This window comes from Parasedimentitalea marina (genome assembly GCF_004006175.1).
GTDB classification, from domain to species: Bacteria; Pseudomonadota; Alphaproteobacteria; order Rhodobacterales; family Rhodobacteraceae; genus Parasedimentitalea; species Parasedimentitalea marina.
In genome coordinates this window covers 1,973,706-1,998,559 of the sequence record NZ_CP033219.1, presented here as the reverse complement: position 1 = coordinate 1,998,559, position 24,854 = coordinate 1,973,706, and the positions used below count along the sequence as shown (strand labels likewise).

The following is a 24,854-nucleotide window of genomic DNA, read 5'->3' as shown; positions in this document are numbered from 1 at the left end:
CCCAATGGATATTCTAGACATTCCTATGGGCTGGTCAGATCTGCCATTTTTTGCACAAGACTGGCCAGCCATAGAATCGGTGATCGCGGCCGACACTCGGCAAGTTCTCCCCCCGGAGCCATTGCGTTTTGCGGCGCTGGACCTGACCCCACCTGCGAAAACCCGCGTGGTAATCCTGGGCCAAGACCCTTATCCGACACCGGGCCACGCGCATGGCTTGGCCTTTTCAGTTGAACCGGATGTGCGCCCACTGCCCCGCTCTCTCAACAACATTTTCAAAGAATTGGTTGAGGATACTGGTCAAGCTCCGCTGACCGGCGACCTGCGGCATTGGGCCTCCCAAGGGGTCTTACTGTTGAACACGGCGCTGTCGGTTCCGGCGGGCGAAGCCAACGGACATAAGCAGCTTGGCTGGTCCAAATTGGCGCATCAGGTACTGGACCACACCTCCCACCGGCCTACTGCCTACATTCTGTGGGGCAACGCGGCGCAAAAGCTTGAATCTTTTATCAATCCGGGCGATCACCTGATCCTGAAATCTGCCCATCCCTCGCCCCTTTCCGCGCGACGCGGTTTTTTCGGGTCGCGGCCATTTTCAGCGGTCAATCGCTGGCTGGCGTCCCGGGATGAGGATACAATAAACTGGACTGAGCTACCGGAGGCGTTGAAATGACTATGAATGTGCTGGATAAAATCAAGGCCTACAAACTTGAGGAAGTGGCCGCGGACAAAGCCGCCAAACCGCTAAGCGAGATCGAGGCCGAAGCCCGTGAAGCCAGCCCGACCCGTGGTTTTGCCCAGGCCCTGTTGGGCGCCAGTCGCGAGGGGTATGGTCTGATCGCCGAGATCAAGAAGGCCAGCCCTTCCAAAGGTCTGATCCGGCCAGATTTTGTGCCTGCCGAGCTGGCAAAAGCTTATGAAGCGGGTGGTGCTGCCTGTTTGTCAGTGCTGACAGATACGCCCAGTTTCCAAGGTGCCAAAGAGTTCCTTGTTCAAGCCCGCGCCGCCTGTAGCTTGCCGGCCCTGCGCAAGGATTTCATGTATGACACCTATCAGGTCGCCGAAGCCCGCGCCTTGGGGGCGGACTGTATCCTGATCATTCTGGCATCCGTCTCGGACGCCCAGGCTTCTGAGCTGGAACAGGCCGCATTTGAGTGGGGCATGGATGTGCTGTTGGAAGTGCACGATGCCGATGAACTGGACCGTGCCTGTGCGTTGAAATCGCCGCTGATGGGGATCAACAACCGCAACCTCAAGACATTCGAGACCTCACTGGATACCACCCGCACCCTCTCCAAACGAGTTCCGGCAGATCGCACTATTGTTTGCGAAAGCGGCCTGACAGGACCGCAGGATCTGGCGGCCATGGCGCAATATGGTGCACGCACTTTCCTGATCGGCGAAAGCCTGATGCGTCAAGACGATGTTGCCAGCGCAACCCGCACCCTGCTTGCAACACCCCTTACCCCCGGAGCCATGTGATGCCGCTGACCCATTTTGACAACAAGGGCGATGCCCATATGGTGGATGTCTCGGACAAAGCTGTGACATCGCGCATCGCCACCGCCCAGGCCCATATCCGTATGGCGCAGGCCACATTCGATATCATCTCGCAGGGGCGCGCCAAAAAGGGCGATGTGCTGGGCGTGGCGCGACTGGCCGGCATCATGGGTGCCAAGAAAACTGCCGATCTGATCCCGCTGTGTCACCCGCTGCCGATCACCAAAGTGGCGGTCGAATTGACCTTGGATTCTGATCTTCCCGGTGTGCAAATTGAGGCCACGGTCAAAACCACTGGCCAGACCGGCATCGAGATGGAGGCCCTGACAGCCGCCAGCACCGCTGCCCTGACGATCTATGATATGAGCAAGGCAGTCGACAAGGCGATGGAGATCGGCGGGCTGCGCGTTATTTTGAAAGACGGCGGAAAATCAGGCCGTTACGAGGCATAAATGATCACAGTTGACGACGCTCTAGCGCATTTGATGGCACTGGTTTCTCCGCTGAACAGCGAAGAAATACCCCTGATCGAGGCGGCCGGACGGGTGCTGGCCAGGGATGTGACGGCGCGGCGCGACCAGCCTCCCTTTGCTGCCTCAGCCATGGATGGTTATGCTATGCGGGGCGACGAGGTCGAACAACACTCGATCCTAAAGGTGGTCGGCGAATCCGCCGCCGGTCATGGGTTTGAGGGTCAGATTAAACCCGGTCAGGCGGTGCGCATTTTCACCGGTGCACCGGTGCCTGCTGGCGCTGACTTTGTCGTCATTCAGGAAGATGTCACCCGCAACAATGACCTGATTACAATCGCCAATCCGCCCGACGGAAAATCCAACATTCGCGCATTGGGTAACGATTTTACAATCGGTGACACGATCACCGCACCGCGTCTGCTGTCCCCCAGCGATGTCGCTCTTCTGGCCTCAATGAACATCGCCACGGCGCCTGTGGCCCGCCGCCCGCAAGTGGCGCTTATTTCAACCGGAGACGAGTTGGTGATGCCCGGTGAAAACCCGGGCCCGGATCAGATCATTGCCTCGAACACCTTTGGTCTGAAGGCAATGCTGGACGCGCTTGGCGCCCATTGCCGCATCCTTCCAATCGCCCGAGACACCGAAGACTCGCTGACGATGGCCTTTGACCTTGCAGCGGGCGCCGATCTTATCATTACCATTGGCGGTGCCTCGGTTGGGGATCATGATCTGGTTGGAAAAGTGGCCGGCGATCTGGGAATGGAACGCGCATTTTACAAAGTGGCGATGCGGCCCGGCAAACCACTGATGGCCGGACGAATGGCGGGTTCCGCCATGGTTGGATTGCCCGGAAATCCCGTATCTGCAATGGTTTGCGGTCATATCTTCATTGCACCAATGATCCACGCCATGCTTGGCCTTGGCACAGATAAACCGACGGCCCTCACCGCGACATTGTCTGCTGAAATGCCCGCCAACGGCCCACGTCAGCACTATATGCGAGGGATCCTGCAACAGGGGCAAATCCGCGCCTTTGAGCGCCAGGACAGCGCTTTGTTAACTGTTCTCGCGGACGCCAACGTCTTGCTGATCCGCCCCCCCTACGACCCTGCACGCGCCATAGGTTCGCAGGTCGATTACATCCCGATCTAACCAATTTTCCTAGTCAGGAAATAGCGTTACCAATGAACCAATCGCGGTGCCCGGCACGTCAGAATTCGGGGTAAAGCCGCAACGCAGTTGACACAAAACAGGAACAAGAATAGAACAAATCAAAACACGGCGGTGCGGAGGATGCCCATATGTTAACCAAGAAGCAGTTGGACCTACTGGAATTCATTCACGACCGCCTGCAAAAGGACGGCGTGCCCCCCAGTTTTGATGAGATGAAGATTGCACTGAATCTGCGATCAAAGTCAGGCATCCATCGGTTAATCACTGCCCTAGAAGAACGCGGATTTATTCGTCGTTTGGCGCACCGGGCCCGGGCCATCGAAATTATCCGCCTGCCCGAAGCTTTAGGCGGTGGCACCGCCCCTGTTGGTTTCTCGCCTCGGGTGATCCAGGGCGGCAATCAGCCCTCGTCGCCAACCGCAACAGCCAATATCGAACCCGCCCGCGCAACAGCCGTCGAATTGCCCGTCATGGGGCGCATCGCAGCCGGTGTCCCGATCGAGGCAATCAGCCAGGTGTCTCATCAGGTCTCGGTGCCCAGCTCGATGCTGTCAACGGCCGGTCAGCACTATGCGCTTGAGGTACGCGGCGATTCAATGATCGACGCCGGCATCAATAATGGCGATGTTGTCGTGATCCGCGAGACCTCTGTGGCAGATAATGGCGATGTCGTCGTTGCGTTGGTCGAAGGACAAGAGGCAACATTGAAACGCTTTCACCGCCAAGGTGGCTCCATTGCTCTCGAAGCTGCCAACCCAGCCTATGAAACCCGTGTTTACCCCGAAGACAGGGTCAAAGTGCAGGGCCGCCTGGTTGGACTGATACGCACCTATTGAGACATAGTAAGGATTGGCGTTAGGGCATTTTTGCGAAACCGCCAGTCCACAGACGTTGACCTGCCAGTTCTTGCGCGCTGAGCAAGATCCCATCCGACGTTATCATCAAACTTCCCAACTTGCGTAACCGGGCGGGGTCGAACAACTGACAGTCGCCAGTCAGGTCTTTATCAACTGTGGTGACAATAACTTGACCGACCAGGCACTCGTCAAAGGCCTCAACGGCCCGCTTTCCGATCACATGCACCACCTTTGTTGTTCCAATCATCGCGTGTCGGGTGCTGCCAGTCCAACGGGCTGAGGCCGCAATCTGATCGCCTCCGTCTCCGTCATTCTCCAGCCAGACCCGGGCTGCAAAGCCTGCGCCCTTGGGTTTCGACAGCGCCCGGCCCGCTTCCGTCATCTTCCCGACCAAGGCGCCATCAGCTGAGATTAATATGGGCGGACGTTCGCTCTGCGCCCAAAGGATGGCGGCCAGCACAACCGGCGCCACCCCAGTTAGGCGCAGCCGTCCCTGCCAAAGGATGACGAAAAGCATCCCAACAGCAATCAATGGCAAAACTGCAGGTCCGGGTGCCACCACCCGACCCTGCGCGCCCTCTAGGTCGGTGACCCAATGTGCAACCATAAGGATCCAGTCCAGCCCCCAGCCCATTAGGGTTAAACCGATCATCTCGCCACCCAAAGGCACCAGGCATAACGCCAATACCGCAGCCGGAATGACCAGCACCCCCATAAGAGGTACCGATGCCAGATTGGCGATCAGCCCATAATGCGACAGCGTGTTAAAATGCGCGGCGCCAAATGGCGCGGTTGCAGCCCCCGCCACGGCCGACGAAATCACAACCGCCACAGCCGCCCGCGCCCAGACCGGCCCCATTGAGACACCGGAATCCCGAATCCAAGTAAACACCGCAACCAAGGCGGTTGTCGCAGCAAAGCTCATCTGGAACCCAGGGCCCATCAAGCTTTCAGGTCGGTGCACCAAAACAATCATCGCCGCCAGGGCCACAGCCCGCAGGGAAAAGGCCCGCCTGTCCAACAGCACAGCCCCTAGCACTACCGCAACCATGATAAAGGCCCGTTCGGTTGCGACATTACCGCCTGACAAGGCCAGATAACCCGCTGCAACAAGTAATGCGCCCACAGCAGCAATTTTTTTCACCGCCACCCGCAAGGCAAACCTGGGCCAAAGGTTGAGCAGCACCCGCAGAGACACAAAAATAAACCCTGTCAGAAGCCCCATATGCAATCCGGAAATTGCCAGTAGATGGGCCAGATTACTACCCCGCAACGCCATCAGACTATCCTGCCCGATACCGCTTCGGTCCCCTGTTGTCAGGGCCGCCGCAAAACCGCCGGTCTCGCCGGGCAACTGGGTCTGGATATAGGTCGAGGCACGCCTGCGCAGACGTTGCAGCCACAGATCCGCATCATCGGGGCCCGCCAAAAGAACCGGCAAACGGGTGTAGCCAACCGCGCCAATACGTTGAAACCAGGCGTGACGGCGAAAATCAAACCCGCCGGGTTCAGCTGGGCCCTGCGGTGGCATCAAATGCCCCGTGGTGATAACATGACTGCCCGGTGATGGGACATCTATCGACCCATGCAGGGAAATACGTATTCGTTCTGGCGTCTGTGACATCGCGGTATTTCGCAATCGCACCCGATCCAGTGTTAGACGCACCGCATCACTGGCGGATCGATCAATGGCGACCACCCGACCTTCGATTGGTCCGTAATAGCGATAGGGTAAAACCGAGGCCGCAACATTGTGGGCCCGGTAGCCACTTAGACAAAATCCGGTAGCGATCAATAATACGGTCCGACCAAAAACCGCGCCACTTTCCCGTGCCCGTATGCCGACCAAGCCGCCAACCACACCGATGACGGCCATGCCAATATATATTGTGACGCCTGGTTCGACCATCAAACCAAAGTACAGCCCAACCCCTGCCCCCAGAAACACCGGGGCCCAGGGAAACAGGTGCCCACGCTGCTTTTGCATTAGGGCGTCCAGGGCTGCAGTTGCACGCATCTTGCTCCTCGCCGTTTGGCTCGGTAGACAGGCCTCAAATCTAGCTCCACAAAAGTTTCCAAAAGGTAAATGGCCCCCATGTCTAAACCGGTCGTCACACGCTTCGCTCCGTCTCCTACCGGCTTCCTCCATATTGGTGGCGCCCGCACGGCCCTGTTCAACTGGTTGTATGCCCGCGGTCGTGGTGGGAAATTCCTGCTGCGTATCGAAGACACCGACCGGGAACGATCAACCCCCAAAGCCACCGCCGCAATTCTGCAAGGCATGGAATGGCTGGGTCTGGATCACGACGGAGAGGTCATCAGCCAATTTGAAGGGGCCGCCCGCCATGCTGAAGTCGCCCATCAGCTGCTGGCCGAGGGCAAGGCCTACAAGTGTTTTGCCACCCAGGATGAAATCGCTGCCTTTCGCGAGCAAGCCAAGGCCGAGGGGCAATCCACCCTGTACCGTTCGCCCTGGCGCGATGTTGACAGCGCCGACCATCCTGATGCCCCCTTTGTGATCCGCATCAAAGCGCCGCAGCGCGGCGTTACCACTATCGAAGATCAGGTTCAGGGCGATGTCACCATCCGCAATGATCAACTGGACGACATGATCTTGTTACGGTCTGACGGCACCCCGGTCTATATGTTGGCGGTTGTGGTCGACGATCACGACATGAATGTCACCCATGTGATCCGCGGCGATGACCACTTGAACAATGCTGCGCGCCAGATGACCATCTACCAAGCAATGGGTTGGGACGTGCCGGTCTGGGCGCATATTCCATTGATTCACGGGGCAGATGGCAAGAAATTGTCCAAACGCCACGGTGCCCTTGGCGCGCAGGAATATCAGGCGATGGGCTATCCAGCCGCTGGTATGCGCAATTACCTGACCCGCTTGGGGTGGAGCCATGGTGATGACGAATTCTTTACCGATGCCCAGGCTCTTGATTGGTTTGATCTGGACGGAATCGGCAAAAGCCCAGCCCGGTTCGATACAAAAAAGCTGGAGAATCTGTCCGGCCAACACATTGCTGTCAGCGATGATGCCGCATTGCGGCATGAAATTCAGGGGTATCTGGCGGCAGCGTCGCATCCTAGCCTAACTGACGCCCAGTCAGTTAATCTCGAAAAAGCGATGTATTGTCTTAAGGATCGGGCAAAGACTTTCCCGAATCTCCTTGAAAAGGCTGAATTTGTTCTTGCTTCACGCCCCATTCAACCGGATCAGAAAGCGGCAAAGGCGCTGGCGTCTGTATCCGACGGTATACTGGGTGAATTGACGCCGCAGCTGCAAAATGTTAGCTGGTCACGAGATCAACTGGAGGAGCTTCTGAATAATTTCGCAGAAGCCCATGACACCAAGTTCGGCAAGTTGGCTGGCCCATTGCGGGCAGCACTGGCAGGACGCGCGGTGACGCCTTCGGTTTTTGACATGATGTCGATTCTGGGCCGGGATGAAACCATGGCCCGTCTCAACGATGCCGTGGGTTAAACCAGCTTTCGCTGTTAGAGCCTGCTCAAATTGACAACGCCTGCTGTTCAATCGTGCAGGCCGTGCCTGCGTGGAGTGGCTCGGTGCCATTTCCATGCCAATAACAGGAAGGGATATCCATGACCGAGACCAAGAAGTCCGCCACGCTTAGCCTCAATGGCGAATCCTATGAGCTGCCAATCTTTTCGCCAACAGCCGGACCCGATGTTCTTGATATCCGGAAACTATATGCCCAAGCCGGCGTGTTTACCTATGACCCAGGTTTCACATCGACAGCCAGCTGCGACAGCACCATCACCTTCATCGACGGTGACAAAGGTGAGTTGCTGCACCGTGGGTATCCAATCGACCAACTGGCCGGTAAGTCGCACTATCTAGAAGTGTGCTACCTGCTGCTATATGGTGAACTGCCGACCGCTACTCAGCTGGAAGATTTCGAATCCCGTGTGACCCGTCACACTATGGTGCATGAACAGATGCACAATTTCTTCCGCGGTTTCCGCCGCGATGCCCACCCTATGGCCACATTGGTTGGTGTTGTTGGGGCAATGTCTGCGTTCTATCACGACTCAACCGACATCGCCGACCCATGGCAGCGTGAAGTGGCCTCTATTCGCCTGATCGCCAAACTGCCGACCATCGCTGCAATGGCCTATAAATATTCAATCGGTCAGCCGTTTGTATACCCGCGCAACGATCTGGACTACGCCGCGAACTTCCTGCACATGTGTTTCTCGGTTCCAGCTGAAGACTACAATGTGAACCCGATCCTGTCGCGCGCCATGGACCGTATTTTCACGCTGCATGCCGATCACGAGCAGAACGCATCCACATCAACCGTGCGTCTGGCCTCGTCTTCCGGTGCCAACCCCTTTGCCTGTGTCGCCGCTGGGATTGCCTGCCTCTGGGGCCCTGCGCATGGCGGTGCCAACCAGGCCTGTCTGGAGATGCTCAAGGAAATCGGCTCGGTCGACCGCATTCCTGAATTCATCGCCCGCGCCAAAGACAAGAACGATCCGTTCCGCCTGATGGGCTTTGGACACCGGGTTTACAAAAACACCGATCCGCGTGCCACGGTACTGAAACAGTCGGCTGACGAAGTTCTGGAATTGCTGGGTATCGACGACAACCCATTGCTGCAGGTTGCCAAAGAGTTGGAACAGACCGCGTTGCATGACCCCTATTTCATCGAAAAGAAATTGTTCCCGAATGTCGATTTCTATTCGGGTATCATTCTTGAGGCGATGGGTTTCCCAACATCTATGTTCACGCCAATCTTCACCGTTGCGCGGACCGTTGGTTGGGTGTCGCAGTGGAAAGAAATGATCGCTGATCCACAGAATAAAATCGGTCGCCCGCGTCAGCTGTATTTAGGCGAAACTGAACGCAACTATACCGATATAGAGAACCGCTAATCAGATCCGCCAACCAGCGGAGACTGCACGATTGATAAAGGCCCCAAACCTGTTGGTTTGGGGCCTTTTATTTACACAACACCTCTTCTGAATGACATTGATTGGCTTGGGCCTGGTTGCAGGCATCGTACTTGTGCATGACGATGATGATACAGCTGACAGCATTAGTGTTAAATTGGACGACGGCGAAGGCATTGACGTACTCTCCGTTGGCGGTGGCAAGGATACTTTTTTTATCGGCCACTGAACCGAAGGCGAAGACATGCTTGTCTACGGTTATGATGCTTCACTTCCGGAACCAACGATGAGCATGGAGACAGAGACAAACAGCAGTGGTGGAACCGACGCTGTTAAAATGGCTGATAGCACTATGGTCATGCGGTTGGTCAACGCAGACGATACCTTTGATGTCAGCACGGATATTGCATCGTTGTCTGACAGTTGACACCAGATGTGACGTCAGGTGCCGGAATTCTAATAACATTGGTCACATCAGTCCGTTAGATTAATACATCTCTCAAACGAACAAACAGCCCGGGCCTACTGGCCGGGCTGTTTCCCTATTCTGATAGACTGGGGATGTACGACGGCGCCGTCAGCCTCACATCCCGCACATGTTTAGCGGCCTTCGAACTTGGCTGGGCGTTTTTCCATAAAGGCGGTGACACCTTCAAGGAAATCGCGCGACTTACCGCACTCCCCTTGAAGATGCGCCTCAACCGACAATTGTTCCGGCAAGGTGTTGCCAGAGCTGGCCCGGATCGACTGTTTGATGGCGCCAAATGCCTTGGTTGGTCCCTTGGCAAGATAGGTGGCGCGTGCACGCCACTTGTCGGCGAAGTCGGCGTCCGGGACCGCTTCCCAGATCATCCCCCAGTCGCTGGCCTGCTTAGCCGTGATCTTATCCGCAAACAATGCCGCGCCCATGGCTTTGGCCATGCCCATCTGCCGGGGCAGGAACCAGGTGCCACCGGCATCCGGCATCAGGCCAATACGGGCAAAGGCCTGCATGAAATAGGCGCTCTCGGTGGCGATCACCACGTCCGCCGCCAGGGCCAGATTGGCGCCTGCCCCCGCAACCGGTCCGTTCACCGCCGAGATGGTCGGTACAGGACAGTCATACAGCGCCTCAAGCATTGGTGTGTACTCATCCCGCAGGGTCCGCTCAAGATCCAGGTCATTGCCATTGCTGGCATCGCTCAAATCCTGGCCCGAACAAAAGGCAGTGCCTGCCCCGGTCAGCACAACCGCCCGGGCCTCGCCACCGGCCCGACGCAGGGCGTGGGTAATCTCGGCGCGCATCTGGCTAGTCAGGGCATTCATCTTCTCTGGGCGGTTCAACGTTACAATCGCCAGCCCATCCGCCAGCAAATAGGTAATTTCCTTGTAGTCCATCACTCGGCCTCACATCATTTTACGTTGTTTGCATGCTGACTTAGGTAGCCGACCGGGAAAAGGCAAACGCAACGTCAGGCAAAGGCACTCTTTGTGCCTCGCGCAGTGCCGCAATCAACGCCCGAGGCTCGGCTGGAACCGGTTGTTCTACCCGCTGATACCTCGATCCATCTCTGGTTCGGTTTAGCAATTTCATTTCCACCAGCGAGCGTCGAATTTGTGCGGCATCTTTCACTGCTGTCAATCTGTCAATACAGAGGCTGATTTCACGCTCATTCATGATCGTCCGGGGCGGTATCAGGGCCCAGACCGCCCAAAGGCACATATACTGCATGCTGGTCTTACCCGGCCAGTTGGCAAACCGCCCTTTGTCGTCGAAATTGCGCAACGCTCGGTCCAGTTTTCGCCCGTCTACTGGTGGTTCAGGTGTATGGACCGCCCGTAAATGTTGAAAATTCTTGTAGCCCGCAGCCAAAGCCACTGCATTCAACATTTCAACGTGGCTTGGAGGCTCGGGCAGAACGCCGCGCAATGATTTCGTAAATTGTGACAGGTCGGCAATGGTCAGCCGAATTACATCCCGGGTCATATCTATCTCCCATGGATACCGTATCCCGGTCAGGGATCTGGATGCCCGCCCTTATCCAAATGGTATCCTGAAAATAATGAATCCGGATACTTACAAAGCAGGTTTAGCGCATGGCGGAGCCTGGGTGAACTGCTGACCATCGTCACCCTAGCAATCAGGAACGCGCGATGCAATCACTCGTCCATCAGCTCCTTCAGGCGGGCTTGTTCAGCATCGCTTAAACCGCCATCCGTAGATTTTGCGGGGACCGCACGCGCACGGACATAGAATCCTGCCATAAGAACAGCCAAGATTAGCATCCCCGGACCAGCCGCCCACAACACCCAATTGGCACCACTGGCTGTTGGACGCAGCAGCACATATTCGCCGTAGCGGTCGACGATAAAGTCCATTGCCTCGGCATTGCTGTCTCCGGCCATCAGACGCTCCCGCACCAAAATCCGCAAGTCGCGGGCCAGATCCGCATTGCTTTCATCAATGCTTTCGTTACGGCACACCAGACAGCGCAGATCTTTGGACAGCTCCCGGGCCCGTTCCTCAAGCGCAGGATCGTCCAGCACTTCATCCGGTTGAACCGCCCAAACGGGGCCGGTCAGATTCAGTAGCACAGCCAGTACAGTGATCCAGGTTCTCGCGATGTTGGTCATTCCGCAGGGACCCCCGTGACTTGGGTCTTCCGGGCGCCAGCGGCAACCCGATACCTGCGATCACTCAGCGACAGAAAGCCACCCAGCGCCATCAGCAGGCAGCCGCCCCAAATCCAATTGGCCAGCGGCTTAATATAGGTCCGCATGACCCAGCCTCCATCCGCCTGCCGATCCCCAATCACCACATACAGATCCCGCAACAGCCGGTAATCGATGGCCGCTTCGGTGGTTGGCATGCGTGTTACCGGGTACTCGCGTTTCTCTGGCCTCATAGTGGCGACAAACTGGTCAGCCTTGGTAACCCGTACAGAGCCTGTCGTTGAGAAATAGTTTGGTCCACGGCTGCGTCCGACGTCTTCTAGTGTCAGGGTATAGGCGCCCACGTCATACGGCTGTCCAACATAGGCAACTCGAATGTCCTCTTGCTCCCAGGCGGTGAGCCCGGCTATGGCAAACATGGTGACGCCAAGACCGCCATGTGCAAACGCTTTGCCCCAATCCGCCCGCGGTAAGCGACCAAGCCGCGCAAGGCGCCCGGTCACGCCAACGCGCGCTGTGCGGCCAGTGCGCGACCATAGATCAAGGACCGAACCAAAGACCATCCACGAACCTAGGAATAACCCCACTGGCCCCAACACGGATCGTCCTGTCTGCATGGCCCAGGCCGTCACACCAAGGGCGACAGCCAACACAAACACATAACGCAAAGACCAGGCCGTCCGACCAAATTTGCCACGTTTCCACGGCAGCATCGCCCCAACCGGCATCACCAGTCCAAGCACCACCATAAACGGCGTAAAGGCTGCGTTGAAATAAGGCGGGCCGACACTCAGCTTTCTGTCGAAAACCATTTCGGCGACGATTGGCCAAAGGGTGCCAAAGAACACCACAAAACAGCTCACCGCCAAAAGCACGTTGTTGACCACCAGCATGCTTTCCCGGCTGACAACGCCAAACACGCCCTTGGCCTCCATCGCCTGAGCGCGGGTGGCGAACAGGGTCAGCGCTCCGCCGGTGAATATCGCCAAAATATACAGAATGAAGACCCCGCGCACTGGATCGGTGGCAAAGGCATGCACCGACGTCAGCAGCCCGGAGCGCACGATAAACGTCCCGACCAGCGAAAAGCTGAACGCCAGAATAGCCAACAGAATGGTCCAGCTTTTCAGCGACTCGCGTTTCTCGACCACAATGGCGCTGTGCAGCAGTGCTGTGGCCAGTATCCACGGCATAAAGGACGCATTTTCAACCGGATCCCAGAACCAAAATCCGCCCCAACCCAGTTCATAATAAGCCCACCAACTGCCCAGAGCGATGCCAATGGTCAAAAAGACCCAGGCCGCCAGGGTCCAGGGCCGAACCCAGCGCCCCCAAGCGGCATCGACGCGCCCCTCGATCAGGGCCGCAATGGCGAATGAGAATGCCATGCTCAGGCCAACATAGCCGAGGTATAAAAACGGTGGGTGAAAGGCCAGGCCCGGATCCTGCAGCAATGGGTTCAGATCCTGACCGTCAAACGGCGGCACGACCATGCGCAAAAACGGGTTCGAGGTGAACAGGATAAAGGCAAAGAACGCCACTCCAATCGAAGCCTGCACCGCCAAGACACGCGCCCGCAGCGTTGGCGGCAAGCTATTGCCAAACAGCGAGGCCAACGCGCCAAACAGCGACACGATCAGCACCCACAACAGCATCGAGCCCTCGTGATTGCCCCATGTGCCGCTGATTTTATACAGCATGGGCTTCGCCGAGTGGCTGTTTTCCACCACCAACCGCAACGAGAAATCAGAAGTCACAAAGGCCCAGGTCAATGCGGCAAAGGAAAAGGCGGTAAACAGGAACTGCGCCTGTGCTGTCGGCTCGGCAACAGCCATCCATCCGGGCCATCGTTTATGGGCGCCGATCAAGGGCACGACCATCTGAACGATAGCAATCAAAAAGGCGAGGATGAGGGCGAAGTGTCCGAGTTCTGTAATCATGACGCCTGTATAGGCCGAAGATGGCTGCGGGCCAATGGCAATTGCCGCGCTATCAGGTCACAGGTTGGTGCACTAAGATCCGCCTTCGTTGCTGGCCCTCTTCCAGGTCTGCAACGCCGGATTTTCACCCGGTTTCACCACTTCAATTTCATCAGCAGCTGCCCCCCCGGTTGCGGCACTTGCAACGTCCAGCGCACGCAGCGCCGAGATATTCTGCACCACTTGCGGCACGCGGGCCATGTTTTGCGCGATATCTCTTTGCAATTCCTGATTTTTTGTCTGCTGACGCGCCCCGAAATAAAACGACACAATCACCCCCAGTAACCACCACAAAGGCTCGGGCACCAGTGCCAGGCCCTGCATTCTTGTGGCAAACCACACCGGGTTTGCCATCGCCGAAATCAGCAGCCCCAAGGTTCCCAGCGCCAGCGCCGGGCGAGGCATACGGTTCACACCGTCCATCACCCGATCAAACGCGCCCCTTTGCGTCCTTTCAAATTCAGCCTGCATCTGTGCCAGAGCCGCCATCTGAGCCCCATGTCCACGCACTGCCCCGGCCTCGGCATTCTCCCGAAACACTTCAGCTGTTTCGCGCAACACGTTGCGATCACCACCAAAAATGACACTCAATATTTCCGATATCATCCCCATGCCGCCACCCGTGCGCGAAAGGCCTGATCGCTCAGGTGATAATGCGGTGACAGAAACTCTTCGGCGCGTTTGATCCAGCCACCTTTGCCGCCTGCTCGGGTTCGCGCGTATTTTCGGCTGGCCACACGGCGGTCGGCGATCCGGAAATAATAGTTCCGCCGTGCGATTCCATAGGCGTCTTTCAGAGCCACCACATCTACCACACCGGCCGTTTTTGCCGCTGCAGCTGTCTGGGGCCCAATCACCCCATCCACCACCACCTCATAGCCCATATCTTTCAACAGCCGTTGCAGAATTTTCACCGCATTGCTGCCTGCATTTACATACATGTCAAACACCGAAGGTTGCAGCAGAACCGGAAGATCTGAAATCTGCGGTGCGGTAAAGTAGTGCTCTATGAAAATGTCCACTGCCTGGGTCCGGGTTAGGGCCCGCACGTCTGCCACTCCGACCCGCCCATCCCGTGTCACGTCCAGCCCCAAGCGCTGCAGCGTCGCAAGCGTCACCCCGAAATTGGTTGCGCCGCCCGGATCATCGGGGTCGTTCACATAACCGCCTTCACGAGCGACGATATCTTCGGCAATCTGTAGCACAGTTGGCATCACGCACTCCTTGTAGAACCGTGAAACATTCTGCGCTGTAATTCTTAAACCCCCAAAAGCAGAGCGCGCGCCCTGTTACCCAGGACGCGCGTTTGCTGTCGTCAGAGTTGCCCGGCCAAAGCCGAACCCGCCTGATAACCTCAACTTTCCGGTTCGACGTAAACGCCCTGATCTTTCAAGGCATCTATCACCTCTTTCGGCATATAGCTCTCGTCGTGTTTGGCCAGAATTTCAGTGGCTATAAAGACTCCGTTCACATAGCTTCCGGTGCCAATCATGCCTTGATTTTCTTCAAACAGATCCGGCAACACACCGGTAAAGGACACAGGAACAGAGGCACCACCATCAGTGACCGAAAAGGTGATCACCTCGCCCTGGCCTTTGACCAAAGTCCCCTCTTCGACCAAGCCTCCAATCCGAAAAATCTCACTGGAAAGTGGCGGTTCGGCAATCACCGCACTGGGGGCACGAAAGAAATTGATCCCATCCCGCAATGCATAGCCAATCAACCCGGTAGCGACAGCCAGTGCAACGATTGACACCAAAACAATTTGTATCCGCCGCCGCTTTTTCAGTGTTTTCATTTCATCCTCACGGGAAAAGTGGAGCCATCATCAGCCCGGTTGTTTCATCTTCACCTAACATCAGGTTGGCGTTCTGCAAGGCCTGACCACTGCTACCTTTTGTCAGGTTATCCAGGGCCGCAACAATGATCGCGCGTCCCTTGATCCGATCTGCAGTTACACCGATATGGCAAAAATTAGAGCCGCGGACATGATGTGTGCTGGGAGATTCTCCAAGAGGCAACAGGTCTATAAAGGGCTCGTCACCATAGGCGGCGGCGAAAGTGTTGTGGATATTTTGCGCATCGCCTTTGACATATGCGGTCGCCAGAATGCCCCGGTTGGCGGGCATCAGGTGGGGTGTGAATTGGATCTGCACCGGGCGACCGGCCAGGATCGAGAATTCCTGGTCAAATTCGCCCAGATGCCGATGGGTGCCGCCCACCGCATAAGCATTGTAGCCTTCGCTCAGCTCTGCATGCAGCAGGCCTTCTTTTAGGGAGCGACCAGCGCCCGACACGGCGCATTTCAGATCCAGAATGATATCATCCAGATCGATCACCCCGGCAGAGACCAAAGGCCGCAAGGCAAACTGGCCAGCCGCCGCGTTGCATCCCGTACCCGCAACCAGACGCGCCGCCGCAATGTCATCGCGGTAGAATTCGGTCAGCCCGTAAACTGCCTCCGCCTGCAGATCCGGCGCGCTATGTGGGTTGCCATACCATTTTTCGTACTCAGACAGGCTCCGCAAACGGAAATCCGCCGACAGATCGACAATTTTGAGGGTCTTCGGCAGCGCCAAAATGACGTCCTGGCTGGTCTTATGGGGCAAAGCGCAAAAGCACAGATCAATTTGGGAGAAATCAATCTCGTCAATTTTGCACAGAGTGGGCAAAATCAGATGCCGAAGGTGCGGGAAAACCTGCGCCATTTCCAGACCGGCCTTACGGTCGGCAGATAGGGCAACAATTTCAATGGCCGGATGTTGTGAAATCAACCGCACCAATTCAGCACCAGTATACCCACTGGCGCCCAGAATAGCTATTTTATGGGCCATATCAGACCTCTTTCTTGGATGTCATAGGTCATCGCTGTGATTGGCGATGAACATAGGAAAGGAAAGGACAAACGCCTTGATCTAGATCAGGAAAATAAGTCAAGCAGCTGCGAAGGTGATTTCTCGTCGCAAAAATTGAGTTGCCCGATCACTGACACGGGTGGCGTCGCCGCTGGTCAGGAAGCCCCCTGCACCGCGGCCCATCATGTCGGGATGACGGTCCAGATAGTGGGCCAGGCTTTCCGCCACCAGCTCGCCTTGACTGAACACTTTCACATCAGGACCCAGAGCCTTTTGAAAACAGTCTTCCATCAGCGGATAATGGGTGCAGCCAAGAATGGCAGCCTGGGGTTCAGGCATTTTGCGCTTTAGAGCATCCACATGGCTGCGCACCAAGGCTTCGGCCAGGATCTCATCGCCATCTTCAATGGCATCTACCACTCCGCCACAGCTTTGTGCTTCGACGTCCACACCAATCGCGCGAAACGCCAGCTCCCGCTGGAAGGCCCGACTTGCCACAGTTGCTGGGGTGGCGAATAGTGCCACATGTTTAACGTCGACTTCGCGCGGTGGCGAATTGTCACCCCATTGCCGTTCGGTCAAAGCCTCGATCAACGGAACAAAGACCCCCAGAACCCGTTTGCCTGGAGGCAATCCACCTTCCTGCATCCGGCGCAAAGCAGCCGCACTGGCTGTATTACAGGCTAAAATCACCAAGTCACAACCATGCGCCCACATGGTTTCAACCGCGCGTCTGGTCAGTTGAAACACATCCTCGGCGTCGCGCACCCCGTAAGGCGCATGGGCGTTGTCGCCAAAATAGAGGAAATCAACATCCGGCAACCGTTGCTGCGCGGCATTCAGAACGGTTAGCCCGCCCAACCCAGAATCAAAGATACCAACTGCCATTGTCCCTGTCAGGCCCGAAGCCTGCCTTTGAATTCATAGCCGTAATCATATGTTTTTTGCGGCATTGGTGACAGCACATACGCCGCTTTGCACAAGAAATCCATCCTTGCTTTTACGTCTGATACACACGGGTTCAGAAAGGCGTGGAAAATAGGGGCGTGTTCCACCCTCAGCACAGAATAGATTGGGTTTTCACCAAAACTCTAGTGTCTACTGAAGCAAGATTCTGCGTTTTGAGTGGCAAACCCAATAAGTAGAATATGCACCCTAGAGAGCCGGGCTGGCGTTGGACCGGGGCCAGCCCCGGACCCCGGGATATTTAAAGCCAGATGAAGATCCAAACACATTTGTTAGAAGCGCCACTGCGCCGCGCGTCAGCGCGGCGCCAGGCCCAAGCCTGCCAGGGCGCTTTGGCTCTGCCAATGCACCCTAGTAGACGCGGGAGCCTTTGGGGTCATTCCGCAGCGGTTTCGATCTGCGCACCGCCCTGATCCAACACAGCCAACAGCTCCTCGCGTCGTTTGGCCGCATTCAGCGCAGCGTCATGTTTGACCGGGCCAAATCCTCGAATCTGCAAAGGCAGTTCAGCCAAAGAAATGAGCGGCTCCAGGTTTTCAGGGCTGGCTTTGGGTAACCAAGCCTTCATATCCGCCTCATATTGCTTGATCAGGGCCCGTTCCATCTTGCGATCAGTCGAATATCCAAAGATGTCTAACGGTGTGCCACGCAGGGGTTTCAGCCGGGCCAACAGGCCAAGCAGACGCAGCATTCCGGGGCCGAATTTGCGTTTCTTGGGACGGCCGTTGGAGTCTTTTCCACCCAAAATTTGCGGTGCGAGGTTGTAGGACAGTTTGAAATCGCCCTCAAACTCCACTTCAGCTTTGGCGCGACTGTCCAGCAGCAAACGGGCGACCTCATATTCATCCTTATAGGCGAGCAGCTTGTGATAGCCCTTGGCGACGGCCTCTTTTAGCTTGGCATCACTGATCCCATTTAGCATTTTGTCATATCGCTTTGCCAATCGAGGACCCTGAAAGGCAATCAGTTTTTCCCGGCGCACAGCAATCTTTTCGTCCAACGTCAATGGCAGTTTCGCCACATTGGGCTGGCTTAGGCGCGCGGCCTCGGCCGGGAACAACACGGCCCATCGGCCTATTTCAAAAGCGCGTAAGTTTCGTTCGACCGCGGCACCGTTCAGTGTGATGGCCTGCGTCAGCGCCTCCTTGCTCAGCGGGATCAAGCCGCGCTGCCAAGCGGCCCCAAAGACCATCATGTTGGAAAAGATCGAATCTCCCAATGTCGCTTTGGCCAGATCGGTGGCGTCGAACAGTGCCAGCTGGTCCCGCAAACGTGCCTCTAATGCCAGCTGCAACCGATCCGAAGGAATGGTGAAATTGGTGTCACGGGTAAAGTCACCAGTGATAATTTCGTGACTGTTGACTACTGCTCCAGTGCGTCCGGTCGCCGTTAATCCAAGCGTCTTGGCACCGGCACTGACCACCAGATCGCCACCAATCAGCGCATGGGCCTCGCCGGTGGCGACACGAATGGCGCTGATATCTTCAGGTGTATTGGCCAGACGGCAGTGAATGTGCACGGCGCCGCCTTTTTGAGCCAGGCCGGCCATTTCCATCATGCCAGCCCCCTTGCCATCGATCTGCGCCGCCTGCGCCAGTACTGCGCCAAGAGTAACCACACCCGTGCCACCAACGCCGGTAATGATCACGTTGAACGTGCCATCAATACTCGGCAGCGCCGGCTCTGGTAGATCCGGCAAGTCCAACTCGGCAGTAGCATTTTTGCGAGGCTTACCGCCCTCGATCGTCAAGAATGATGGACAAAACCCATTCACACAGGAGAAATCTTTGTTGCAGGAAGATTGATCAATCGCCCGTTTGCGCCCCAACTCGGTTTCAGCCGGAACTATCGACACACAGTTTGACTGGACGCCGCAATCGCCGCAGCCCTCGCAGACGTCAGTGTTGATGAACACCCGCTGATCCGGATCCGGGAACAATCCCCGCTTGCGGCGGCGGCGTTTTTCGGCGGCGCAGGTCTGGATGTACAGGATTGCCGAGACGCCCTCGACTGTCTCAAATTCGCGCTGGACGCTCATCAGCTCGCTGCGTTCGTGCATCCGCATGCCAGCCGGGAACTGACTGGCGACCACGTCTTCTTTCTCATCATAGACCACGGCCAGCGTTTTGACGCCCATGGCGACCAGCTCGTGGGCGATGCGGCTGGCGTCCAGCCCGCCCTCGTTGCCCTGCCCGCCTGTCATCGCCACAGCATCATTGTACAGGATCTTATAGGTCATGGTGGTGCCCTCAGCCAATGCGGCACGGATCGCCTGCACGCCTGAGTGGTTGTAGGTGCCGTCGCCGAGGTTCTGGAACACATGGGTTCGCTTGGAAAACGGTGCCTCGCCGATCCAATTAGCCCCTTCGCCGCCCATATGGGTGAACCCGGTGGTTTCGCGGTCCATCCATTGCACCATAAAGTGACACCCAATGCCGGCATAGGCGCGCGAACCATCGGGGAGTTTGGTGGAGGAGTTATGCGGGCAACCCGAACAGAAATACGGCAACCGCGAGGTGATTTCTTCTGCGTTATCCGACCGGCGGGCCTCGTCCAAGGCTGTCATGCCGGCATGAATGGCATCGGTTTCCCGACCCTCTTCAATCAGGATCTGGCCCAGTTTTTCAGCGATCATGATCGGGTCAAGCGCGTAGCGGGTCGGGAACAGTTCCTCGCCATGCATGGAACCTGCACCACCGCCCTTGTGCCAACCATAGACACGGCGTCCGCGACGGTCATCAAAGATCGCCTCTTTGATTTGCACTTCGATCAGTTTGCGTTTTTCTTCGACCACAACAATGAGATCCAGCCCTTCGGCCCAATCGTGAAACCCCTTCATATCCAGCGGAAAGGTTTGGCCGATTTTGTAAGTGGTGATCCCCAGCCGCTCGGCGGTGTTTTCATCGATATTCAACAGCGATAGCGCATGGGTCAGATCAAGCCAGTTTTTGCCCGCTGCGACAAAGCCAATTTTGGCACCGCGTTGCCCCCAGATGCGTTTGTCCATTTTGTTGGCATGGGAAAAAGCCTCGGCGGCAAACCGTTTGTGGTCGATGATACGGTCTTCCTGCTGGAAGCGGTCGTCCGCAAGCCGGATGTTCAACCCGTCAGACGGCAATTCAAGTTCCGGTGTAACAAGCTGCACCCGATTGGGATCGCCATCCACAACCGAGGTGACCTCGATTGTGTCTTTCATTGTCTTCAATCCGACCCAGAGGCCGGAAAACCGGCTTAGTGCGAGGCCATAGATACCATAATCGAGGATTTCCTGAACGCCCGCCGGACTTACGATCGGCAGGTAGGAATCCATCAACGACCATTCCGACTGGTGCAAGACGGTCGAGCTTTCGCCGGTGTGATCATCGCCCATGGCCATCAGCACGCCGCCATGTTTGGAACTGCCGGCCATATTGGCGTGGCGAATAACATCACCGGAACGATCAACCCCCGGCCCCTTGCCATACCACAGACCAAAGACGCCGTCGTATTTGCCCTCGCCGCGCACTTCAGCTTGCTGACTGCCCCACAAAGCGGTGGCAGCAAGGTCTTCGTTCAGCCCATATTGAAATGTCACATCCGCAGCAGACAATTGCTTTTCAGCGCGTACCATCATTGTGTCGACAGACCCAAGCGGTGACCCCCGATAGCCCGTGACCAGACCTGCTGTGTTCAAGCCAGCTGCACTGTCGCGCAACTTCTGCGTCAACATCAACCGGACCAGCGCCTGGGTCCCATTCAACATGACCGATTTCTTATCCAGATCATATTTGTCGTTAAGAGATATGTCTTGCGGGCTCATCTGGGCCTCCCAACCGTGACTAGCGTGCTTTGATACCCTCGGTAATAGGTCACAAATGCTGACCTGTATAGCCGTTTTTCCAAATAATTGCCTTTGGGACACGGTTAAAATTGAAACAAGTGATACAATTCATATAGGTTAGCCCCAACAAATCAAAAGAGATTGCTATGGATTGGGACAAACTTAGAATTTTTCACGCAGTTGCTGACGCTGGCAGCCTTACCCATGCCGGTGACAAATTGAATCTCTCGCAATCTGCTGTCAGTCGCCAGATTCGTGCCTTGGAAGAAAGCCTGAGTGCAACGCTGTTTCACCGCCACGCGCGGGGGTTGATCTTGACGGAGCAAGGTGAATTGCTTTTTGACGCGACCGCTGCAATGTCAAAACGGCTTGAGACTGCCTCGGCCCGCATTCGGGACAGCGATGAAGAGGTATTTGGCGAATTGCGGGTCACGACCACATTTGGTTTCGGGACCCTGTGGCTAGCGCCGCGTCTGACTAAACTGTACGAGCAATATCCGGACCTGAAAATCGACCTCATGTTGGAAGAACGCGTGTTGGACCTGCCGATGCGCGAAGCAGATGTTGCGATTCGCATGAAAGAACCCAGCCAGGCTGATTTGATTCGAAAACGGTTGATGACAGTCAAAATGCAGCTCTATGTTTCGCGGGCATATCTCGACAAACATGGCACCCCTGAAGAGCTGAGCGACATGTCGCAGCACAGATTGATCTGTCAGAATCCACGGTCCCCGCAAGTCGGGACGGCGGCCAATTTGGTGCAGAACTTGATGACACATAACCCGTTGTCGTTGCTGACTGTTAACAACTACTTTGGCGTGTTGCAGGGGGTTCTGCACGATTTGGGAATTGGCGTTCTGCCGGACTATGTCACCGAGGATTTCCCTGATTTGGTGCAGATATTCCAGCACAAATATTCAACCGAAGTTCCTGTATACTTGGCTTATCCCGAAGAATTGCGTCATTCCCGCCGGATTTCGGCGTTCCGTGACTTTGTACAAAACGAGATCATAGCCCACCGTAAACACCTAAAAGAACTCGGCAAAATATGAGCTATGCAATAACTGCATAGCGGCATTGTCAACGCCCATGCATTTAATGTCTTGAAGAGCCAACACGGCGCGCCTAAATCACTCCACGAAGGCGATGGCATTTGCCTCACCTTCATACCTCCCTGTTGGACTTCGGCCGAGCCTTGCGCTCGGCCTTTTTTTTTGCTTTTCCAAACAGACAAATTCCAGCAAACTGCATATGATAAGTGCCACCGGTACTTCCGGTGTTTTGCCAGCCTACTAATTTTTTAACCTCCGACAGATTTTCCAGAGGATAATATGAAAACTCTATTGCAGCGCTACGTTCAGGTTTTGCATGTCTTGGGACTGATCGTCCTGATGGCCTTTGCAACGACAGCGCCTCTTTCCGCCCAATCGCAAATGCTGCCAACCTCAGGCACCAACACCGCAGATACGGTGACGCTCCCGGATCCATTGACCCCAGAGGCCATCCACGAAATGGTCGCCAGAATGTCAGATGATCAAGTGCGCGGTCTATTGCTGGATCGACTGGACGCAGTTGCTGCTGCTCAATCTGCGCCGGCACCAGGCAAAGGATTGATCGCAACCCTGGAAGAAACCTGGACAGCGTTCTATTCACCCGGCCTAAGCGCCATTGGGAAGCTGTCTCACTTGGGTTCCAAACAGATCGAGGCCCTGTCGAACTTTCGATCGGCATTTGGCGACATGGGCCTGCTGAAACTTTTCGCATTCATGGCAATTGCCATTGCCGCAGGTCTTGCTGCCGAGATGATCGTAAATAGGATCTCAAAACGCTGGCAGGGCACTGAAGCTACGGCCGACGATGCTACACTATGGAGCGCGCTTGGCTTTCTGGCCCGCCGTTTTGGTCGCGAAATCCTAGGCTTGGTTGCGTTTTATGTGGCACTCAGAACTGTCGGCCTGGCCCTGCTTAGCCCTGCGCAACTTTCCTTTGCCGGACCATTTGTCACCTACATGATCTGGTTTCCTCGCCTTGGCGCTGCAGTCTCGCGCTTTGTACTTGCACCGCACCGGTCCGATCTTCGGCTGGTCAATATAGACGACCGTTGGGCTGCCTATCTGCACCGGAACCTGATTGGCTTGGTGCTATTGGGTGGTTTCACGATGTTCATCATTGGGTTCAACACCGCAAATGGTGTTGCCATTGCAGAAACACGCATTGCCTTCTGGCTAAACTCAGCCGTGCACATCTATGTGGCACTGATATTCTGGACCGCCCGTGAAGGTCTGACCCAGATGATGCTTGGAACGGATCCGGATCGCAGCAGGTTCGACGTCTGGGTGGCCTCTGCCTACCCCTACTTTGCCATTGCGGTTGCCGCTGTCACTTGGGTTGTCGTTCAGGTTCTGTCTGGTTTCGGGTACTTCAAGCTACTCCTGACAACTCCGCATTACACCACAATGTTCTGGCTGCTTTTGGCACCGGTCATAGACACTGCCATTCGCGGTTTGGTGCGTCATATGTTGCCGCCGATGATTGGCGAAGGGGCCGTGGCCGAGGCCGCCTATAAAGCCACCAAACGGAGCTATATCAAAATCGGGCGTGTTATTGCCGGCCTGATTGTGGTCCTGAGGGTTGCAGAAGCCTGGAACCTTGATTTACGAAATCTGGCAGCGGCTGGCGTTGGTGAACGGTTTGCCGCCAACTCGGTTGAGTTCATCATGACCGTTGCCACTGGCTATGTGATCTATGAACTGGTCTCGCTTTACGTCAACCGCCAGCTTGCCAAAGAACAAACATCCGTGGCCGGAGTTGAAGGCGATCTGGGTGGTGGCGAAGGCGGTGGCGCAGGTGGATCTCGTTTGACCACCGTACTGCCACTTGCATTGGTCAGCGCCCAGACTGCTATTATGGTGATCTTCGGTCTGCTGGCCGTTGGCAGCCTTGGCATTGACATCACACCCCTGCTGGCTGGGGCTGGTATCCTTGGTCTGGCGATTGGTTTCGGTGCCCAGAAACTGGTCACTGATGTGGTTTCAGGCGTCTTCTTCCTGATCGACGATGCCTTTCGCGTTGGCGAATATGTCGAGGTCGGCGGCACCATGGGCACGGTCGAAAAAATCTCGATCCGCTCGATGCAGCTGCGCCACCACCGTGGCCTGGTGCATACCATTCCCTACGGCGAAATTCCCAAGCTGACGAATTTCAGCCGGGACTGGGTCATCATGAAGCTGATGTTCACCGTGCCATTTGATACCGACCCCAATAAAGTCAAAAAGATCTTCAAACGGATCGGCGCCGAAATGATTGCAGATCCTCTATACAAGGATGATTTCCTTGAACCCTTCAAAAGCCAGGGTGTGTTCCAGTTTGACGATGTCGGCATCGTTATGCGGGGTAAGTTCATGGCCAAGCCCGGCACCCAGTTCACCATTCGCAAAGAGATCTACAACCGGGTTCGCAAAGAGTTTGATGCCAACGGTATTGAGTTCGCCCGCCGCGAAGTTCGCGTTGCACTTCCCGGACTGGACGAGTCAGATAATCTGAGTGAAGCGGATAAAACCGCGGTTGCCGCAGCAGCAGGTGCAGCCGTACAGCAACAGGTTGAGGCCAAGGCAGCCGAGGCCGCTGCTGCAAAAGGGAAAAAATGAGCT

22 protein-coding genes are annotated in these 24,854 nt (G+C 56.1%); 11 read left to right on the top strand and 11 right to left on the bottom strand.

Going from position 1 to position 24,854, the window contains the following annotated elements:
• Positions 1-4 precede the first annotated feature (4 nt).
• The 5 genes from EBB79_RS09740 (at position 5) to lexA (ending at position 3,982) form a co-directional block, all read left to right on the top strand.
• Positions 5-673 carry a uracil-DNA glycosylase gene (locus EBB79_RS09740; protein WP_127748708.1) on the top strand — a complete coding sequence of 223 codons (669 nt, stop codon included), beginning with the start codon at positions 5-7 and terminating at the stop codon, positions 671-673.
• Positions 670-1,482: an indole-3-glycerol phosphate synthase TrpC gene (trpC, locus tag EBB79_RS09735; RefSeq protein WP_127748707.1), complete on the top strand. Its 813-nt coding sequence runs from the start codon at positions 670-672 to the stop codon at positions 1,480-1,482. The genes EBB79_RS09740 and trpC overlap by 4 nt, the downstream gene beginning before the upstream one ends.
• Complete coding sequence (gene moaC / locus EBB79_RS09730; protein WP_127748706.1) at positions 1,482-1,952, top strand: cyclic pyranopterin monophosphate synthase MoaC; 471 nt, start codon at positions 1,482-1,484, stop codon at positions 1,950-1,952. The genes trpC and moaC overlap by 1 nt, the downstream gene beginning before the upstream one ends.
• Positions 1,953-3,125, top strand: coding sequence for a molybdopterin molybdotransferase MoeA (locus EBB79_RS09725; protein ID WP_127748705.1), 1,173 nt, complete (start codon positions 1,953-1,955; stop codon positions 3,123-3,125).
• A gap of 149 nt (positions 3,126-3,274) precedes the next feature.
• Positions 3,275-3,982, top strand: coding sequence for a transcriptional repressor LexA (gene lexA, locus EBB79_RS09720; protein ID WP_127748704.1), 708 nt, complete (start codon positions 3,275-3,277; stop codon positions 3,980-3,982).
• Positions 3,983-4,001: 19 nt separating this feature from the next.
• Here the strand turns inward: lexA and EBB79_RS09715 are convergent, their stop codons facing one another.
• Positions 4,002-6,020: a ComEC/Rec2 family competence protein gene (locus EBB79_RS09715; RefSeq protein ID WP_127748703.1), complete on the bottom strand. Its 2,019-nt coding sequence runs from the start codon at positions 6,018-6,020 to the stop codon at positions 4,002-4,004.
• 78 nt (positions 6,021-6,098) lie between these two features.
• Here EBB79_RS09715 and gltX point away from each other — a divergent pair, with 78 nt between their 5' ends.
• The 4 genes from gltX to EBB79_RS24410 all read left to right on the top strand — a co-directional run bounded on the left by gltX (position 6,099) and on the right by EBB79_RS24410 (position 9,359).
• Positions 6,099-7,499 (top strand): glutamate--tRNA ligase, encoded by a 1,401-nt coding sequence (gene gltX, locus EBB79_RS09710; RefSeq protein ID WP_127748702.1) that lies wholly within the window; start codon positions 6,099-6,101, stop codon positions 7,497-7,499.
• A 119-nt stretch (positions 7,500-7,618) separates the two neighbouring features.
• Positions 7,619-8,914: a citrate synthase gene (gene gltA, locus EBB79_RS09705; RefSeq protein WP_127748701.1), complete on the top strand. Its 1,296-nt coding sequence runs from the start codon at positions 7,619-7,621 to the stop codon at positions 8,912-8,914.
• A 91-nt stretch (positions 8,915-9,005) separates the two neighbouring features.
• Positions 9,006-9,161 carry a hypothetical protein gene (locus tag EBB79_RS24415; RefSeq protein WP_164860781.1) on the top strand — a complete coding sequence of 52 codons (156 nt, stop codon included), beginning with the start codon at positions 9,006-9,008 and terminating at the stop codon, positions 9,159-9,161.
• A 57-nt stretch (positions 9,162-9,218) separates the two neighbouring features.
• Positions 9,219-9,359, top strand: a complete 141-nt coding sequence (locus EBB79_RS24410) for a hypothetical protein (RefSeq protein WP_164860780.1) — start codon at positions 9,219-9,221, stop codon at positions 9,357-9,359.
• Positions 9,360-9,532: 173 nt separating this feature from the next.
• Here EBB79_RS24410 and EBB79_RS09700 read toward each other — a convergent pair whose 3' ends face one another.
• From EBB79_RS09700 to EBB79_RS09650, 10 genes are all read right to left on the bottom strand, one after another.
• Positions 9,533-10,309, bottom strand: coding sequence for an enoyl-CoA hydratase-related protein (locus EBB79_RS09700; protein ID WP_127748700.1), 777 nt, complete (start codon positions 10,307-10,309; stop codon positions 9,533-9,535).
• A gap of 40 nt (positions 10,310-10,349) precedes the next feature.
• The gene (locus tag EBB79_RS09695) at positions 10,350-10,898 is read right to left on the bottom strand and encodes a DUF2087 domain-containing protein (RefSeq protein ID WP_127748699.1); all 549 of its coding nucleotides are present in this window, start codon (positions 10,896-10,898) and stop codon (positions 10,350-10,352) included.
• A gap of 173 nt (positions 10,899-11,071) precedes the next feature.
• Positions 11,072-11,545 (bottom strand): cytochrome c-type biogenesis protein, encoded by a 474-nt coding sequence (locus EBB79_RS09690; RefSeq protein WP_127748698.1) that lies wholly within the window; start codon positions 11,543-11,545, stop codon positions 11,072-11,074.
• On the bottom strand, positions 11,542-13,524 hold the full coding sequence (locus EBB79_RS09685) for a heme lyase CcmF/NrfE family subunit (protein WP_127748697.1): 1,983 nt from the start codon (positions 13,522-13,524) through the stop codon (positions 11,542-11,544). The genes EBB79_RS09690 and EBB79_RS09685 overlap by 4 nt, the downstream gene beginning before the upstream one ends.
• Positions 13,525-13,596: 72 nt before the next feature.
• Entirely contained in the window at positions 13,597-14,175 is a 579-nt protein-coding gene (locus EBB79_RS09680; protein ID WP_127748696.1) for a holin family protein, read from the bottom strand.
• Positions 14,166-14,777: a holin-associated N-acetylmuramidase gene (locus EBB79_RS09675; RefSeq protein WP_127748695.1), complete on the bottom strand. Its 612-nt coding sequence runs from the start codon at positions 14,775-14,777 to the stop codon at positions 14,166-14,168. The genes EBB79_RS09680 and EBB79_RS09675 overlap by 10 nt, the downstream gene beginning before the upstream one ends.
• A gap of 140 nt (positions 14,778-14,917) precedes the next feature.
• Complete coding sequence (gene ccmE / locus EBB79_RS09670; protein WP_127748694.1) at positions 14,918-15,361, bottom strand: cytochrome c maturation protein CcmE; 444 nt, start codon at positions 15,359-15,361, stop codon at positions 14,918-14,920.
• A 7-nt stretch (positions 15,362-15,368) separates the two neighbouring features.
• On the bottom strand, positions 15,369-16,397 hold the full coding sequence (gene argC, locus EBB79_RS09665) for an N-acetyl-gamma-glutamyl-phosphate reductase (RefSeq protein ID WP_127748693.1): 1,029 nt from the start codon (positions 16,395-16,397) through the stop codon (positions 15,369-15,371).
• Positions 16,398-16,496: 99 nt separating this feature from the next.
• On the bottom strand, positions 16,497-17,306 hold the full coding sequence (locus EBB79_RS09660) for a glutamate racemase (RefSeq protein ID WP_127748692.1): 810 nt from the start codon (positions 17,304-17,306) through the stop codon (positions 16,497-16,499).
• A gap of 454 nt (positions 17,307-17,760) precedes the next feature.
• Positions 17,761-21,183: an indolepyruvate ferredoxin oxidoreductase family protein gene (locus EBB79_RS09650; protein WP_127748691.1), complete on the bottom strand. Its 3,423-nt coding sequence runs from the start codon at positions 21,181-21,183 to the stop codon at positions 17,761-17,763.
• Between the two features lie 167 nt (positions 21,184-21,350).
• On the opposite strand from EBB79_RS09650, the gene EBB79_RS09645 reads away from it, so the two are divergent.
• Positions 21,351-22,256, top strand: coding sequence for a LysR family transcriptional regulator (locus tag EBB79_RS09645; protein ID WP_127748690.1), 906 nt, complete (start codon positions 21,351-21,353; stop codon positions 22,254-22,256).
• A gap of 279 nt (positions 22,257-22,535) precedes the next feature.
• Positions 22,536-24,851 carry a mechanosensitive ion channel family protein gene (locus EBB79_RS09640; RefSeq protein WP_127748689.1) on the top strand — a complete coding sequence of 772 codons (2,316 nt, stop codon included), beginning with the start codon at positions 22,536-22,538 and terminating at the stop codon, positions 24,849-24,851.
• Positions 24,852-24,854: the final 3 nt, after the last annotated feature.